Source organism: Paenibacillus sp. J31R120, from assembly GCF_056269225.1.
This window is the reverse complement of sequence record NZ_JBWDNN010000002.1, coordinates 16358-31305: the sequence shown is the minus strand read 5'-3', so window position 1 is coordinate 31305 and position 14948 is coordinate 16358. Positions and strand designations below refer to the sequence as shown.

Below are 14948 nucleotides of genomic sequence, written 5' to 3'. Positions count from 1 at the left end.
CTTGTATCCCCTTAATCACCTGATCGATAGGCGATCCATTCCAAGGATCAACCGGACTTTACTCCATAACCGTCAGCACATAGGTATCATCTACGATATAAAACATTCCGAATTTCGTTGTGCTGTACATGCCTGCCTTGTCACCGCTCTCCGGACCTAATGGCATTCGCTTCGTGTTCACGAGCATCGCCTCCCCCACACCAATAATTGTAACATTTAACAAATGGGAGAGGGGGTGCTTCTGCAAAGGGTACGGGGTTAGTTCCGATCTCACATTGTGACGATCGCCAAACCTTTCAACTAGCATTACCGCTATACCACTTACACGACAGCTGCATATGAAAAGGACTGCAGGATTGGAATCAACCCCGCAGTCCTTTCCGCTTGCTCCAATTGCTTAAAGCGATTGGCTCCAATCCTGCGTGATATGTCCCTCAAGGAACCGCTCGCAGTCCAATGCCGCCATACAGCCGCTGCCCGCAGCCGTAATCGCTTGGCGATATTTGTTGTCTTGAACGTCGCCGCAAGCAAATACACCCGGTACGTTCGTCTCGGATGAACCCGGCTTCACTTTAATGTAGCCTTGCTCATCCGTATCGATCTGGCCGCCGAGGAACTTCGTGTTCGGCGTATGGCCGATTGCGATGAAGATCCCGTTCGTCTCGATGACTTCTTCCTCGCCCGTCTCATTGTTCTTGACCTTCAGCCCTGTAACGCCCATGCCGTTCGCCACAACTTCCACCGGCGTGCGGTTGAGGCTCCAGCTGATTTTCTCGTTCTCACGCGCACGATCTTGCATGATCTTCGACGCACGCAGCTCCGTACGGCGATTCACCAGCTCGACATTCGTTGCGAAGCGAGTCAGGAAGCTCGCTTCCTCCATCGCGGAGTCGCCGCCGCCCACCACGATAATCTTTTTCCCGCGGAAAAAGAATCCATCGCAGGTCGCGCAAGTGCTGACGCCTTTGCCCACATTGTCCTTCTCGCCAGGGATGCCGAGATACTTGGCAGAGGCGCCTGTGGAGATGATCAAGCTTTCGCCGACGATCTCGCCTTGACCTTCTACTTGAAGCTTGAACGGACGCTGTGACATATCGACGCTGTTCACCCAGCCCGTTATAAACTTCGCACCGAAGCGCTCCGCTTGCTTGCGCATATTGTCCATTAGCTCCGGTCCCATAATGCCTTCAGGGAAGCCTGGGAAATTTTCCACATCCGTCGTGGTCGTCAACTGGCCGCCCGGCTCAGGTCCTTCAATAATAAGCGGGTTCATGTTGGCGCGTGCCAGATAGATCGCAGCCGTCAGTCCGGCAGGACCCGTACCGATAATAATGGATTTGTACATCTGCTTCACCTCATGATCAAATTAGTCTTCTGTTGGCTGCTGCGCAAAAAATACGGAGTTGATCGACTTCATCTTCTCCTTGATGCCGCAAGCCTCATCGATTAGCTTCACATGCTTGCTCACCGTTGCAATAGAAGTGCCGTATCGAAGTGACACCTCATGGTACGATATCGCGCGGCGATGCATCTTCGCTGTCAAATATTCCAGTGCCGCCGCCCAGCCCTCCGGCTTCGTGAGCTTCGGAACGTTGGGATAGACCCTGGTTAGAAATTCAACCCATAATGTCATCATATCATGCTGCTGCACAAGATCATAATGCTTGCTCATGCGACTGATGGCCGCCTGCGCCACCGCTTCCCACTTATCATCCCATTCGGGCAGCCTCGAAGGTACGCGATTCGGCTCGATAACCGACTCCTTGCCTTCCAGCATCACCTGAAGCGGCTCTTGTACGCCCATTGTACGGAGCACGAATACGGCGATTTTTTTCAAATAATCGTCTTCCTCCGGCTCCATCAGGAAGGCGCGCAGCACATCCTTCACTTCATTATCGGCAATCATGCCGAATGCCTGAATCACCTGCAGCTTCGTATGCTGATCGCCATGCCGCAGCGCCCAGAAGAAGGACGAGCGGACGAGCGGATCGCGCTTCAAATGATCCGGCATCCCATCCGATGACTTCTCCCATAGCTTGAATTGCTCCTCGAACGGCAGATGATAATGGTAGCTGATCGGCGGAGCAGCCTCACCTCTCTGAATGAGCTGAAGCTGATCCAGATAATAAGAAGCTACGCCCGATGCCGGATCAAGCTTCATCGTGCCTTTCCACAAACGCTCCGCGTCGTTCAGCCGTCCAGAGTTATAGGCAGCAACAGCTGCATAATGATGCAAACAAGGGTCCTGCTGTGCCTCTCCATCCTTAATCAGCCTCATGAAGTGACGGCGGGCGACGCCATGCTCGCCTAGTATTCCCATTGTCGTCGCCAGCTTGAATGCATGCTCCTGATGGAACGGCACTGTTTTCGCCAGCAGCTCGACCAGTTCTTTCAGGCTTTCCGTATTTTCTTCATGCTGATAGAAGATAGCCAGATTGCATAACGCATGAAGATTGCCCGGCTCATGCTCCAGCACGCCCTGGATGCAAGCCTTGGCTTTATCAAACAACCCCATATAGTAGTAGGCCAAAGCCAGATTGTTGCGTGCCGCGAGGAAGTCGGGCTGCTGCTCCGCAATCTCTTCCAGAATGCGCACAGCCTCGGTAAACTTCCCTTCCTCCAGCAACGCCCGTGCCTGGTCATGCTCTACCATGCCTTGGCGGGACTTAATATTTTTGAGCGGCGCTGGCCTCTCTAGTTCATAATGGAGCAGCTCCATCATTTCTTCGGCTTCATCCAAATAATGACCTTCCGCATCCTCTTGCAGATACTGGACAAGCGACTGCTCTGCCGATTCATACATCTCCATATTGGCAAAGTTATTGGCCATATAGAAGTGGCATTCTGTCATCTCGGGGTCCAGCTCTTCTAGAATCCAGCTTAATACTTCATTGGATTCCTTATAGTTACCCATTTCCGACATAATGCCCGCCATATTGCAATGGTTCACGGGATTATCCGGCTCATATTCAACGGCTCTGCGGAAGTACTTCAGTGCCTTATCATAATGATACCGGTCCAGCGAACGGACCGCGCGCTCGAAAAAGAACGTAGCGTCCCATTGTATAGGTATAATTTTGGTTCCTGCTCCTTCATTGACAGCCATACGTTTCTTTCCCTTCATTCGCAAGGCACCTCCCTGTATGTTTTGCTCCTGCCTACCTGCCATTCGTACATCACAGCATGGTTCGCATCAGCAAAACAACCTTCGTACATTTTTAGCAGTTTTGCGCTAACAAAACAACTTTGTATGCTATATCTCATCATTTATATGCTCGTTCATCATTCGGATCGTCTCACTCCGCCTTGCAAGCCGAGTTTCTCGGCTTACAACACTCCGCCGAGTTCATTCCCGCCTTGCAAGCCGAGTTTCTCGGCTTAGAGCACACCGCGGAGCTCATTCTCGCCTTGCAAGCCGAGTTTCTCGGCTTAGAGCACACCGCGGAGCTCATTCTCGCCTTGCAAGCCGAGTTTCTCGGCTTAGAGCACACTGCCGAGCTTCTTCCCGCCTTGCAAGCCGAGTTTCTCGGCTTACAGCACTCCGCGGAGCTTCTTCCCGCCTTGCAAGCCGAGTTTCTCGGCTTACAGCTCTGCGCCGAGCCCGCTCCCCGCTCTTTACTCTTCATCAATAAAACGTAAATTACGTTTTGCATAAGCAAAACCGCGTTGCGCAGCCCTTTCCAACCATGCGGCTCAATCAACGATCACCGAGCGCTAACAACGTTTCACGCATGCAAAACGCAACTTCAAACCTTCCAGCTCCAATCAACCACTACCGTATGCCCTTGCCCATACCATTCTGCACCAATTCACATCACCTTTTCAATCAGGCGTTTCCCTCGAAAAGTATATGCTCTCCTCGGCTCATGGCATGCAATCGGACGACTTCAAAAGTTACCTGCAACCAGCCGGCCCCTTTGCGTCCCCTCATCCTCGGCATCGTCGCTGCATCATACGAAACAGCCGAAAATAGTAAAATCATCGAAACATAAAACGACACAGCATAGCGCAAACCTTTGCGCACCGTCACGCACACCTTCGGCTTCAACAGCAAAAACACACTGCGTCGTGCGTCCGCGAACAGCGGCAATTCTAATCGCCCTTTCTGTCCCGTTCCCGTTTTTTACGATTATACCATAGCCCCGCAGAACTCAACACGTAAGATTATTGGATATCCCAAAAGTCGAAAAGATCGCGGACAGCATGAGCCGCCCGCGATTCTCTCTTCGTCGATATGCAATTACTGAAGCCTATAAGCGCTATACACCTTTGTTTTTGAACAGGGTGCTGATCGAGCCGCCGTCCAAAATAATGCGTGTCGCTTCCGCTAGCAGAGGCGCGACCGACAGAATTTTGAAGCGGTCCGGGGTCGTCTCCGGCAACATGATGGAATCGGTTACGATGACTTCTTTAATATTGGGATGATCCAAACGCTCAATTGCGGTTCCGGAGAAGAGCGGGTGCGTCGCGCAGACGTATACATCCTCCGCGCCTCTTTCTTTCAAGCCTTCGACAACATTGACAATCGTATTGCCCGTATCAATCAGGTCTTCGATAATGATTGGTGTCTGGCCTGCAACATCGCCGATTACATGCGTAATGGACGACTCGTTGTGAGCTGGACGTTTCTTGATCATAATGGCAAACGAAGTGTCCAGATAGTTGGCCAGCTTCTCCGCCGTGGATGCACGGCCTGCGTCCGGCGATACGACAACCGGGTTCTTAATGTTCTTCGACTTCAGATAGTCGCTGATCAGATCAAGCGCCGTCATGTGGTCTACCGGAATATTGAAGAAGCCTTGAATAGCGGGAGCATGCAGATCGATCGTAATGACACGCGTAGCGCCTACTGTCGTCAGCACATCTGCCAGCATTTTCGCCGAGATCGGCTCCCTCGGAGCAGCCTTGCGTTCCTGGCGTGCGTATCCGTAGTACGGCATAATGATGTTAATCGTTCTTGCGGAAGCACGCTTCGCCGCATCGATCATGACAAGCAATTCAACGAAATGCTCGTTAATGGGATGCGAGAACGACTGAACCAAAAATACGTCGCAATTCCGTATCGTTTCTTCGTAGTGGACATAGATCTCGCCGCTCTTGAAACGGGACAGCTTGATTGCACCTAAGTTCAGTCCTAGTTCGCTGCTGATTTTCTGAGCCAATACCGGATTTGACGAACCCGAAAAAATACGCACCTTGTCGCTTAACATGATACCCTCCTGAGCGTTTCAACCAAATAATTTAAACCTTCGATCATTCTTACTTGTCCTATTATACATTGATTTACCGATAATTCAAAAAGTATTGCTACTATTTTTCGACAAAGTCATGTCTTCCAGCATTTACCTCATCTTATTCGTCGTCGGCTTGCCGTGGCGGCTCTCCAGCTCGGACATGATATCGTCAAGCGGAAGTCCCCTTTCACGGAGCAGAACCATGAGATGGAAGAGCAAGTCTCCCGCTTCGCTGCGCAGTTCGTCGTTGTCCTTATTCTTCGCTGCAATGATCACTTCGGCGGACTCTTCTCCGACTTTTTTCAGGATTTTGTCGACGCCTTTGTCGAAGAGATATGTCGTATACGTGCCGGATGGACGCTCCGCATCACGCTGAGCAATAACACCCTCCAGACGGCCCAGGATACCGAATCGATCGGCAACTGGCTCCGCGCCTTCTGTAGTCCCTTCGCCTTCAACAGCAATCGAATTGTAAAAGCAGCTGTAGCTGCCCGTATGGCAAGCCGGTCCCTGCTGATTCACACGGACGAGCAAGGTATCCCCGTCACAGTCATAGGCCATGGAGACAATCTGCTGCGTATGTCCGCTCGTCGCGCCTTTGTTCCACAGCTCGCTGCGCGAGCGGCTCCAGAACCATGTTGTGCCCGACTCAATCGAGAGCTTGAGCGACTCCCGATTCATGTAAGCCAGCATGAGCACTTCCTTGCTCTGCGCGTCCTGCACGACAGCCGGTACGAGACCGTCCGCATCCCATTTGATCTGCTCCTGTATCTCTACTGTTCCCATTATCTGACCTCGACTCCCTTCCTGCGCAAATCATCCTTCACTTCTTGTATCGTCATTTCCTTGTAGTGGAAGATCGTTGCCGCGAGAGCCGCGTCTGCGCGCGCTTCCTCGAACACTTCATGGAAGTGCCCAATCTGACCTGCACCGCCGGATGCAATAACCGGAATCCCGACGGAATCCGATACAGCAGCCGTCAGCTTCACGTCAAAGCCGTCCTTCGTGCCGTCTGCGTCCATGCTCGTCAGCAACAGCTCGCCCGCGCCCAGCTTCTCCGCCTCTCGAGCCCATTCCAGCGCGCGAATGCCTGTCGCTTGGCGTCCGCCATGCGTATAAACTTCCCATTCGCCCCACTCCGGGTTGAACTTGGCGTCGATCGCGACGACGATACACTGCGAACCGAAGCGGCGCGCGCCATCGGATACAAGCGATTTATTTTTAATGGCAGCGGTATTAATGCCGATCTTGTCCGCTCCAGCGCGAAGCAATCTGGTCATGTCATCGACATGTGAGATGCCCCCGCCTACTGTGAACGGAATCGTAATTTCTCCAGCGGTACGCTTTACAACCTCAATCATGGTCGCTCTGCCTTCAACGGATGCCGAAATGTCCAAAAAGACAAGCTCATCCGCTCCCTCGCGGTCATAGGTTGCCGCAAGCTCAACGGGATCTCCCGCATCGCGCAAATTCACGAAGTTCACGCCTTTGACGACGCGACCATCCTTGACATCCAGACAAGGAATAATTCGTTTTGCCAGCATGTTCTCTCTCCCCTCTCCCTATCAGACCAATGCCGTTTGCGGCTTTCCGCTTCCCGTCAAAGTCAGGAAGTTGCCTAGCAGCGCCATACCCAAATCCCCGCTTTTCTCCGGGTGGAACTGCATGCCGTATACGCTGCCGCGGCCTACGATAGCTGTGACCGGTCCATAATAATCCGTCGTGGCGAGCAAGTCGGACGCCAGGCCCGGCTTCGCGTGGAAGGAATGGACGAAATAGACATGCCCCTCCTCAAGCCCTTGGAATAAAGGAGAGTCCCCTTGCAGGAAGCTCAGCTTGTTCCAGCCCATATGCGGGATTTTGAAGTCGCCGCTAAATCGGATCACTTGACCCGGAAGCAAGTCCAGACCTTCGTTCTTGCCATACTCCTCGCTCTCTCCGAACAGCAATTGCATGCCAAGACAGATACCAAGGATCGGCTTGCCCGATGTCGCGTAAAACTTCACAACTTCGTCCAGTCCAGTGTTGCGCAAGTTCTGCATCGCGTCGCCAAATGCGCCCACACCCGGCAGAATCGCGCCGTCCGCCTCCATAATTTGCTGCGGATCAGCCGTCACGACCGCCTCATAACCGAGACGCTCCACCGCTTTGCTGACACTATGGAGATTGCCCATGCCGTAATCGATAATCGCGATCATCTTACAGCATTCCCTTCGTCGATGGAACTCCTTGCACGCGAGGATCAATGTTGGTCGCCTCGTCAAGCGCTCTACCCAGAGCCTTGAATACGGCTTCGATCATATGATGCGTATTTTGGCCGTAGTGCACAATAACATGCAGCGTAATGCGCGCCTCCAGCGCCAGCTTCCACAGAAACTCTTGAACCAGCTCCGTGGAGAAGCTGCCTACCTGGGAAGAAGGATATTGCGCGCGGTATTCAAAATGCGGACGGTTGCTCACGTCAATAACAACTTGCGCAAGCGCTTCGTCCATCGGAACGAACACGCTGGCATAACGCTTGATACCGCGCTTATCGCCCAGCGCCTCGCGAAGCGTCTGGCCAAGGCAAATGCCGATATCCTCTACCGTATGGTGATCATCAATATCGATATCCCCCTTCGCATCGACTGTCAGATCGAATTGTCCGTGCTTGGCGAACAGGTCGAGCATGTGGTTCAGAAATGGGACATCCGTCTCCAATTTGACCTGCCCTGTTCCGTCTACCGCAAATTTAAGCGAAATATCCGTTTCATTCGTCTTCCGCGCTACCGAAGCTTCGCGCACCGCTTGTTCTGTCATGGTAACTCCAACCTCCATCTATAGTTCCTTCATTTATTATCTGCTTTCAAAAAGATTAGCCGCACTCTGGCGCCCGTTTCTCGGGGTCCGCTCTACTTCGAGCCGTTCTCCTTATCCAGTCGAACCTGAATCGCTCTGGCATGGCCTTCGAGCCCTTCATGACGGGCCAATGTCATAATGTTTTCTCCGTTTTTCATCAAGGCTTCCCTGCTATAGTAGATCAAGCTGGATTTCTTCATAAAGTCATCCACATTCACTGGTGAGGAGAATCGAGCCGTTCCGTTCGTCGGAATGATGTGATTCGGTCCCGCGAAGTAATCGCCTACCGGCTCCGAGCTGTAAGGACCGAGGAAGATCGCCCCTGCGTTCTCAATCAGACCTAGCAGTCGCATCGGCTCCTCCGTCAGCACCTCCAGATGCTCGGGAGCAAGCTGATTCACCACATCGATGCCCGCTTCAAGGGAATCGACCAGCAAGACCGCTCCATACTGGTCAATCGAGCTTCTGGCGATGTCTTGTCTCGGCAGCGTCGAGAGCTGGCGCTCCACTTCATCAGAGACGGCTTGAGCCAGCCCCTCGGAAGGCGTAACCAGGATTGACGAAGCCATCTCATCATGCTCTGCCTGGGACAGCAGATCCGCTGCGATATAGACCGGATCGGCAGACTCATCCGCCAATACGACAATTTCGCTCGGTCCGGCAATGCTGTCGATATCGACCGCGCCGAATACCGCACGTTTCGCCAGCGCCACGTAGATGTTGCCTGGACCGCAAATCTTATCCACTGGAGCAATCGTGTCCGTACCGTAAGCAAGAGCCGCAATCGCTTGCGCCCCTCCAACACGGTACAGCTCCTTCACGCCCGATTCAGCGGCAGCGACCAGAATATAGGGATCAATCCCTTCCTTGCCGCCTGTAGCCGGCGGCGTCACCATTACGATTTCGGGTACGCCCGCTACTTGAGCCGGAATGACATTCATCAGTACGGACGAAGGGTAAGCCGCTTTGCCGCCGGGCACATATACGCCTACACGCTTTAGGGGACGCATGATTTGTCCCAGCATTGTCCCGTCAGGCTGAAGATCCATCCATGAATTGCGCAATTGCTTCTCATGGAACTTCCGAATATTGGCTGCCGCTTCGCGCAATGCCGTCAGGAAAGCAGCATCGACACGATCATATGCCGCATCAATCTCCTCCTGTGTCACACGAAGCGAAGCTGCATCCAGCTTCACCTTGTCATGCTGCTCCGTGTAGCGCAGCAAGGCGGCGTCGCCTTCCGCCTTCACGTCTGCCACAATGCGCAAAGCACTTTCATTCTGCTCCGGCGTGCCGTACTCCACCTCGCGCTTCAATCCAAATTGCTCCGCACGCATAATGCGCATGATCCAACACTCCTCTCCTTGCGCTTTACTGCCGCGCATCTTGCTCTATCTAGAAGTTCTTCGTCGCAATCGTATCCTGCAGCCGGTCGCATAGGCTTTGGATGCTATCATTCTTCATCCGGTAGCTCACCCGATTGGCGATAAGCCGGCTCGTAATGCCGAAGATCGTCTCCATCTCGATAAGCCCGTTCTCTCTTAGCGTCTGGCCCGTCTCGACCATATCGACGATCCGGTCCGCCAACCCGATGAGCGGCGCAAGCTCAATGGAGCCGTTCAGCTTGATCACTTCGACCTGCTGCCCCTGCTCGCGGAAGTATGCGGATGCGACACTCGGATACTTGGTCGCTACGCGAGGCTGGATCGTCGGCTTCCAGTCTGGCAGTCCGATAACAGACATCCGGCACTTCGCAATGCCCAGATCAAGAAGCTCGTAGACATCCTTGTCTTCTTCCATTAGTACGTCCTTGCCGACAATACCGATATCCGCAACGCCATATTCGACGAATGTCGGTACATCCACCGGCTTCGCCATAATAAATTCCATCTTCGCTTCCGGCTGTTCAATAATCAGCTTCCGCGTATCGTCAAAGTCGCCCGGAATCGGGATGCCCGCTTCCCGGAACAGCTTGAGCGCTTGCTTGTATATTCTGCCCTTCGGCATCGCAACCTTCAATATGTTCTTCTCGCTGCTCATGTTGCGCTGCCTCCTTTCGTTCCTTGGCCAGCCATATACGTCTGCAAAGCCGTATAGCGAAGCCCTTTATAGTGGAAGCTGCCAGACTGAGCGGCCTTATGCAGCTCATCCGATAGTGAATCCGCTCGCACCGTCACAACCAGCCCGCCTTCTCCGCGAAGCTGCTGCGCCTCTGCCAGAGCCTCGTCGCGTCCGGCAGCATCAAAGACGATTAGCGTGCGCTCATCTTCAACGTCGCTTTCTGCGCCCAGAAGCTCGAGCACTCTCGTCGTCTTCAGTGCAAAGCCCGTTGCGCCTGCCGGACGCCCAAACTGCGCCAGCAGATTGTCATAACGGCCTCCGCTTACGACAGGGAAGCCCAGATCGGCAGCGTAGCCTTCGAAGGTCATGCCCGTGTAATAGGAGAAGTCGCCGATCATGGTCAAATCAATCAAAACATGCTCGCTGACGCCATATGCCTTGAGTGCATCCCAAATCTCGCACAGATGGCTAATCGACTCCCGCGCCGTCTCGTCCGTGCAGAGCTCCAGCGCCTGATCGCATACTTCTCCGCCGCCGCGCAGCCGCAATATTCCTTCCAGCTCAGCGCGCACCGGCTCTTCCAGCGACAGCTTCCGCAGCTGATCCCGATAACCGACATAATCACGCCCCAGCAAGCATGACTTCAGCAGCTCTTGCTCTTCAGTACGGCCCGGCAGCGCTTCGCCAAGCAGCCCGTTCAGGAAGCCGACATGGCCGATCGCGATCTTGAAGCGCTCCACGCCCGCCGCCTTAAGCGACGCAATCGCCAGCGCCACAACCTCGGCATCCGCTTCCGCAGACGAATCACCGACCAGCTCGACACCCGTCTGGAAAAACTCAACCTCCCGTCCCGCTTCCTCTTCAATGGAACGGAACACATTGGAATGATAGGACAAGCGCAGCGGGAAGTCGGATTCCTTAAGCAGCGAAGAGACGACCCGCGCAATAGGGGACGTCATATCGGAGCGGAGGACCAGCGTCGTGCCGCGGTTATTCAGCAGCTTGTATAATTTATGGTCGGATGTGGAGCTTGCCGCCCCCACCGTATCGTAATATTCCATCGTTGGCGTAATGATTTGTTCATAGCCCCAGCCGCGCATGCAGGCCAGCACTTCGCGCTCGATATGACGCAGCTTGCGAACCGCTTCCGGCAGATAGTCCTTGGCCCCGGTCGGCTTCTCGAACATCTTTGGTTTAGACATAACCGTTCTCCTTCATTAAATGCTTTAGTGATTTAAAGTGTTACCATACTACCAAAATAAAGATATTAGTGGTTATCGTAGCATGATTAACGCTCTCCCGTCAAGCTGACACAGCCCCATTACAGGCCTAACAACCCAGCTTCTCCTTGTATCGGCAGAACGCCTTCTCCTGAATAGCAGAATCATCTTATTTCCTCATAAAAAAGGACATCCTCCCGCATACACGATTAGCGCCTGCGCGCCATTCGCTCTGCATGAAGGACATCCCCGCTGCTGTGAATCCTATCATCACTACCTATGGACAGCCCGGTTCTCGCTCTCCTGATTGGAGGACGCTCTTGCGTAAGCCACTCAGTCCAATCGGCGCTCGATTAGCCTCATCGGATTGCCGCCGACAAAAGCATGGGCGGGCACATCCTTATGCACCACCGACCCGGCGGCGACAACGGCATGGTCCCCGATCGTAACACCGGGAAGAATGGTCGTGTTCGCGCCGATCATGACATGGTCGCCGATATGTACATAGCCGAGACGATACTCCTTGATCAAATACTCATGCGTCAGTATCGTCGTATTATAGCCGATAATCGAATTGTTTCCGACCGTAATCCGTTCCGGGAAGAAGACGTCCACCATGACCATCAGAGCAAATGCTGTATGCTCACCGACCTTCATCCCCAGCACGCGGCGGTAGATCCAATTTTTCCAAGGCAGCACAGGACAATATCTAGCCAGTTGGATAAATATAAAGTTCCGTACCGCCTTTATTCTGCTTACTGTCGAATAGACCTGCCATAAGGCATTGGGTCCTTCAACGGGGTAGCGTTCAACGTCTCTCAAGCGTCCCCAGCTCCGATCCCGCGAAAGCGTACAGCTCCCGCATATCGTCAATGACATACGTTGCGCCGGCATCCCGCAGAATCTGGCCTCCCTTAAGCGACCATGCGACACCAACGCCAATCGCTCCGGCGGCGACCGCAGACTGGATGTCGACCGTGCTGTCTCCTACCATGATAGTCGTCGCTGGATCGGCTCCAAGCAGTCCCATCGCCTTCAGGACCGGCTCCGGATGCGGCTTGGCATGCGTAACATCATCGATCGTTACAATGGTGTCAATATAGTCGTATATGCCGACGAACTTGAGGCCTCTCTCCGTCGTAAGCCTCATTTTGGTCGTCACTACACCGATCTGTATACCCTGCCGATGAAGCTTCTCCAGCACTTCGTTTACGTATTCGAACGTTCGTACCAGATCGTCATGCAACCTTAAGTTGACTTCACGGTACGCCTTCACAAGAGGTTCCACATCGTCCAATCCTGAGAACAGCTTCATTTGATCGGCCAACGTCAGACCCATGCTCGGGATAATATGATCCCGGCAGAAATCCTCTGGCACATACCCCTTCAGCGACTCCAGGAAAGAACGGATAATAAGCTCATTCGTATCCAGAATCGTACCGTCCAGATCGAATAACATGGTGCGAATTTGATTCATGCTGTATGGCCTCCTAAATTCACAAAGCTGACTGACTTTCCGCCATGATGACATTCAGTCCACGATTACTTCTTGTCTTCGCCCGCTTTGGAAGCCGTGGCGATATCTTGCCCATCTGCGGTTAAGCCGTTGCGCTCCGGCTTCGTAGTCACGATCGGATCGGAATAACGCACATCCGCTTGACCTGTTACGCGCCGTACAATAATGAAGATGATCGCCCCGATAATGAGCAGCAAAGCCAGCAATTGCGAGATGCGAATATTGCCATAGGCCGGGTCCAGATAGCCTTGGTCGAACACTCCGCTAATCGGCGACCACAGACCATTGATCAGCGATACCAGCCAGTTAGGTCCCATAAACGCCAGGCTGTCGATACGCAGCGCTTCAATAAAGAACCTGCCGATGGAGTACCAGATGAAGTAGGCGGCAGTCAGCTCGCCGACGCGCAGGAACTTCTGGCGACGAAGGACGAACAGAACAGCCAGTCCCACCAAGCTCCAGAGCGATTCATACAGAAACGCCGGATGGCGGAAGGCGCCTTCCGGAATAGCTGAATCTACAATAAACATATGATTAACGATAAAGGAAGGGATATGCAGCGTATTGCGAAGGAACTCTTCACTCACTGGCCCCCCGTACGCTTCCTGGTTCATGAAGTTGCCCCAGCGTCCAATCATTTGCCCAACCAAGATCGATGGTACTGCAACGTCAGCAATTCTAAGGAACCGGTAACCTTTATATCTTGCATAGATAATGCCGCAGATAAACGCGCCTATTATCGCGCCGTAGATCGCAATGCCGCCTTCCCAGATTTTAAACATATCCAGCGGACGGTCTTTATACTGATCCCATGAGAACGCTACGTAATAAATGCGCGCCGCAATAATCGCGGACGGCGCTCCCAGCAACAGCAAGTCCATGAAAAAATCCGGCTTGATGCCGAATCTCTTCCCTTCTCGCACCGCAAGCAAAAGGCCCGCAAGCGCACCCAACCCCAAAATAAGTCCGTACCACCGGATCGACAAGCCGCCGATCTCGAATAGGACCGGATTAATCGCGAACGTATCCATTAGTTTGATCTACTCCCTCATTTCATATATTGGCGTATGTGCGATGTTGTGTGCATGCTCAATCGTAATCATCCATATCGTCAGCAATCGTCTCGGTCAGTTTGTTCGTGAATTGCAGAGCGGCATTGTAGCCCATCCGCTTCAATCGGAAGTTCATAGCGGCCACTTCGATAATAACGGCCAAGTTCCGCCCTGGACGCACCGGGATCGTCACAAGCGGAATATCCGTATCAATGATGCGTGTCACTTCTTCATCCAGGCCGAGACGATCGTATTGCTTATCCTGCTGCCAGTTCTCCAGCTTGATGACAAGCCCGATCCGCTTCTGCGTGCGGACAGCCCCTGCGCCGAACAGCGTCATGACGTTGATGATGCCCAGCCCCCTGATTTCGAGCAAATGACGAATAAGCTCCGGAGCCGTTCCATGCAGCTGCCCATCGGATGTCTGGCGAATCTCGACGGCATCGTCCGCAACGAGACGATGACTTCGCTTCACCAGTTCCAGCGCGGTCTCGCTCTTGCCGATGCCGCTGCCTCCCGTAATCAGCATCCCTACACCGTATACGTCAACCAGAACACCGTGAATGGTAGCCGTCGGCGCCAGCTTATGCTCCAGGAAGTCCGTAATGCGGCTGGATAGAATCGTCGTTGCCGTGTTGCTGCGCAGCACAGGCACTTGCATCGCATTCGACTGTTCAATAAGCTCCTTAGGCGCTTCGAGCCCTCGTGTCAGAATAATACAAGGTGTGTCCTCGTTGCACAGACGCACCATGCGGTTCTTTCTCTCCTCGCTGTCCAGCATATTGAGGAATGAAATTTCGGTACGGCCCAGCAGTTGTACCCGCTCACTCGGGAAGTAATGGAAGTAGCCTGCCATCTCCAATCCCGGACGGTATAAGTCGTCTACAGTAATATTGCGTTTAAGTCCGTCCTCGCCGGCTACGATCTCCAGCTGGAACTGCCGGACGAGCTCTGATACTTTCACTTTTTTCGGCACGGTATGGACCCCCTTCATCTGTGCGCGCAAGCTTGATCTATCCGTATGTAC

The 14948-nt window shown here is 53.3% G+C and carries 16 protein-coding genes; 1 reads left to right on the top strand and 15 read right to left on the bottom strand.

Annotation, left to right across the window (positions count from 1 at the left end):
* Positions 1-58 precede the first annotated feature (58 nt).
* From AC0YNW_RS06750 to AC0YNW_RS06740, 3 genes are all read right to left on the bottom strand, one after another.
* Positions 59-181 carry a hypothetical protein gene (locus tag AC0YNW_RS06750; protein ID WP_475831299.1) on the bottom strand — a complete coding sequence of 41 codons (123 nt, stop codon included), beginning with the start codon at positions 179-181 and terminating at the stop codon, positions 59-61.
* A gap of 216 nt (positions 182-397) precedes the next feature.
* Positions 398-1345 carry a thioredoxin-disulfide reductase gene (gene trxB / locus AC0YNW_RS06745; RefSeq protein ID WP_387477679.1) on the bottom strand — a complete coding sequence of 316 codons (948 nt, stop codon included), beginning with the start codon at positions 1343-1345 and terminating at the stop codon, positions 398-400.
* A gap of 21 nt (positions 1346-1366) precedes the next feature.
* The gene (locus tag AC0YNW_RS06740) at positions 1367-3124 is read right to left on the bottom strand and encodes a tetratricopeptide repeat protein (protein WP_475831298.1); all 1758 of its coding nucleotides are present in this window, start codon (positions 3122-3124) and stop codon (positions 1367-1369) included.
* A 182-nt stretch (positions 3125-3306) separates the two neighbouring features.
* Between AC0YNW_RS06740 and AC0YNW_RS06735 the strand changes: the two genes are divergently transcribed.
* A complete protein-coding gene (locus AC0YNW_RS06735) occupies positions 3307-3639 on the top strand; it encodes a hypothetical protein (RefSeq protein WP_475831297.1) in 333 nt (110 codons plus the stop codon).
* A 620-nt stretch (positions 3640-4259) separates the two neighbouring features.
* Here AC0YNW_RS06735 and AC0YNW_RS06730 read toward each other — a convergent pair.
* The 12 genes from AC0YNW_RS06730 to hprK form a co-directional block, all read right to left on the bottom strand.
* The gene (locus AC0YNW_RS06730; RefSeq protein WP_387477670.1) at positions 4260-5210 is read right to left on the bottom strand and encodes a ribose-phosphate diphosphokinase; all 951 of its coding nucleotides are present in this window, start codon (positions 5208-5210) and stop codon (positions 4260-4262) included.
* Positions 5211-5342: 132 nt separating this feature from the next.
* The gene (hisIE, locus tag AC0YNW_RS06725) at positions 5343-6020 is read right to left on the bottom strand and encodes a bifunctional phosphoribosyl-AMP cyclohydrolase/phosphoribosyl-ATP diphosphatase HisIE (protein WP_475831296.1); all 678 of its coding nucleotides are present in this window, start codon (positions 6018-6020) and stop codon (positions 5343-5345) included.
* Positions 6020-6778 (bottom strand): imidazole glycerol phosphate synthase subunit HisF, encoded by a 759-nt coding sequence (gene hisF, locus AC0YNW_RS06720; RefSeq protein WP_475831295.1) that lies wholly within the window; start codon positions 6776-6778, stop codon positions 6020-6022. Before hisF ends, hisIE begins: the two co-directional genes overlap by 1 nt.
* Positions 6779-6799: 21 nt before the next feature.
* Positions 6800-7432, bottom strand: a complete 633-nt coding sequence (gene hisH / locus AC0YNW_RS06715) for an imidazole glycerol phosphate synthase subunit HisH (protein WP_475831294.1) — start codon at positions 7430-7432, stop codon at positions 6800-6802.
* Position 7433: 1 nt separating this feature from the next.
* Positions 7434-8033, bottom strand: coding sequence for an imidazoleglycerol-phosphate dehydratase HisB (gene hisB / locus AC0YNW_RS06710; RefSeq protein ID WP_387477662.1), 600 nt, complete (start codon positions 8031-8033; stop codon positions 7434-7436).
* 92 nt (positions 8034-8125) lie between these two features.
* On the bottom strand, positions 8126-9418 hold the full coding sequence (gene hisD / locus AC0YNW_RS06705; RefSeq protein ID WP_475831293.1) for a histidinol dehydrogenase: 1293 nt from the start codon (positions 9416-9418) through the stop codon (positions 8126-8128).
* 49 nt (positions 9419-9467) lie between these two features.
* Positions 9468-10112 carry an ATP phosphoribosyltransferase gene (gene hisG / locus AC0YNW_RS06700; protein WP_387477658.1) on the bottom strand — a complete coding sequence of 215 codons (645 nt, stop codon included), beginning with the start codon at positions 10110-10112 and terminating at the stop codon, positions 9468-9470.
* Positions 10109-11335, bottom strand: coding sequence for an ATP phosphoribosyltransferase regulatory subunit (locus AC0YNW_RS06695; protein WP_475831292.1), 1227 nt, complete (start codon positions 11333-11335; stop codon positions 10109-10111). Before AC0YNW_RS06695 ends, hisG begins: the two co-directional genes overlap by 4 nt.
* 351 nt (positions 11336-11686) lie before the next feature.
* Positions 11687-12175: an acyltransferase gene (locus AC0YNW_RS06690; protein ID WP_475831291.1), complete on the bottom strand. Its 489-nt coding sequence runs from the start codon at positions 12173-12175 to the stop codon at positions 11687-11689.
* Entirely contained in the window at positions 12162-12830 is a 669-nt protein-coding gene (gene ppaX / locus AC0YNW_RS06685) for a pyrophosphatase PpaX (RefSeq protein ID WP_475831290.1), read from the bottom strand. Before ppaX ends, AC0YNW_RS06690 begins: the two co-directional genes overlap by 14 nt.
* 65 nt (positions 12831-12895) lie before the next feature.
* The gene (lgt, locus tag AC0YNW_RS06680) at positions 12896-13900 is read right to left on the bottom strand and encodes a prolipoprotein diacylglyceryl transferase (protein ID WP_475831289.1); all 1005 of its coding nucleotides are present in this window, start codon (positions 13898-13900) and stop codon (positions 12896-12898) included.
* A 58-nt stretch (positions 13901-13958) separates the two neighbouring features.
* A complete protein-coding gene (hprK, locus tag AC0YNW_RS06675) occupies positions 13959-14897 on the bottom strand; it encodes an HPr(Ser) kinase/phosphatase (protein WP_119803948.1) in 939 nt (312 codons plus the stop codon).
* Between the last annotated feature and the right edge of the window lie 51 nt (positions 14898-14948).

Excerpts from the sequence above, each read along its gene's own strand:
- AC0YNW_RS06740 (WP_475831298.1), bottom strand. The coding sequence starts at position 3,124 with ATGAAGGGAAAGAAACGTATGGCTGTCAATGAAGGAGCAGGAACCAAA.
- AC0YNW_RS06695 (WP_475831292.1), bottom strand. The coding sequence starts at position 11,335 with ATGTCTAAACCAAAGATGTTCGAGAAGCCGACCGGGGCCAAGGACTAT.
- hisB (WP_387477662.1), bottom strand. The coding sequence starts at position 8,033 with ATGACAGAACAAGCGGTGCGCGAAGCTTCGGTAGCGCGGAAGACGAAT.
- hisIE (WP_475831296.1), bottom strand. The coding sequence starts at position 6,020 with ATGGGAACAGTAGAGATACAGGAGCAGATCAAATGGGATGCGGACGGT.
- lgt (WP_475831289.1), bottom strand. The coding sequence starts at position 13,900 with ATGGATACGTTCGCGATTAATCCGGTCCTATTCGAGATCGGCGGCTTG.
- hisD (WP_475831293.1), bottom strand. The coding sequence starts at position 9,418 with ATGCGCATTATGCGTGCGGAGCAATTTGGATTGAAGCGCGAGGTGGAG.
- trxB (WP_387477679.1), bottom strand. The coding sequence starts at position 1,345 with ATGTACAAATCCATTATTATCGGTACGGGTCCTGCCGGACTGACGGCT.
- hisH (WP_475831294.1), bottom strand. The coding sequence starts at position 7,432 with ATGATCGCGATTATCGATTACGGCATGGGCAATCTCCATAGTGTCAGC.
- hisG (WP_387477658.1), bottom strand. The coding sequence starts at position 10,112 with ATGAGCAGCGAGAAGAACATATTGAAGGTTGCGATGCCGAAGGGCAGA.
- ppaX (WP_475831290.1), bottom strand. The coding sequence starts at position 12,830 with ATGAATCAAATTCGCACCATGTTATTCGATCTGGACGGTACGATTCTG.
- AC0YNW_RS06730 (WP_387477670.1), bottom strand. The coding sequence starts at position 5,210 with ATGTTAAGCGACAAGGTGCGTATTTTTTCGGGTTCGTCAAATCCGGTA.
- hisF (WP_475831295.1), bottom strand. The coding sequence starts at position 6,778 with ATGCTGGCAAAACGAATTATTCCTTGTCTGGATGTCAAGGATGGTCGC.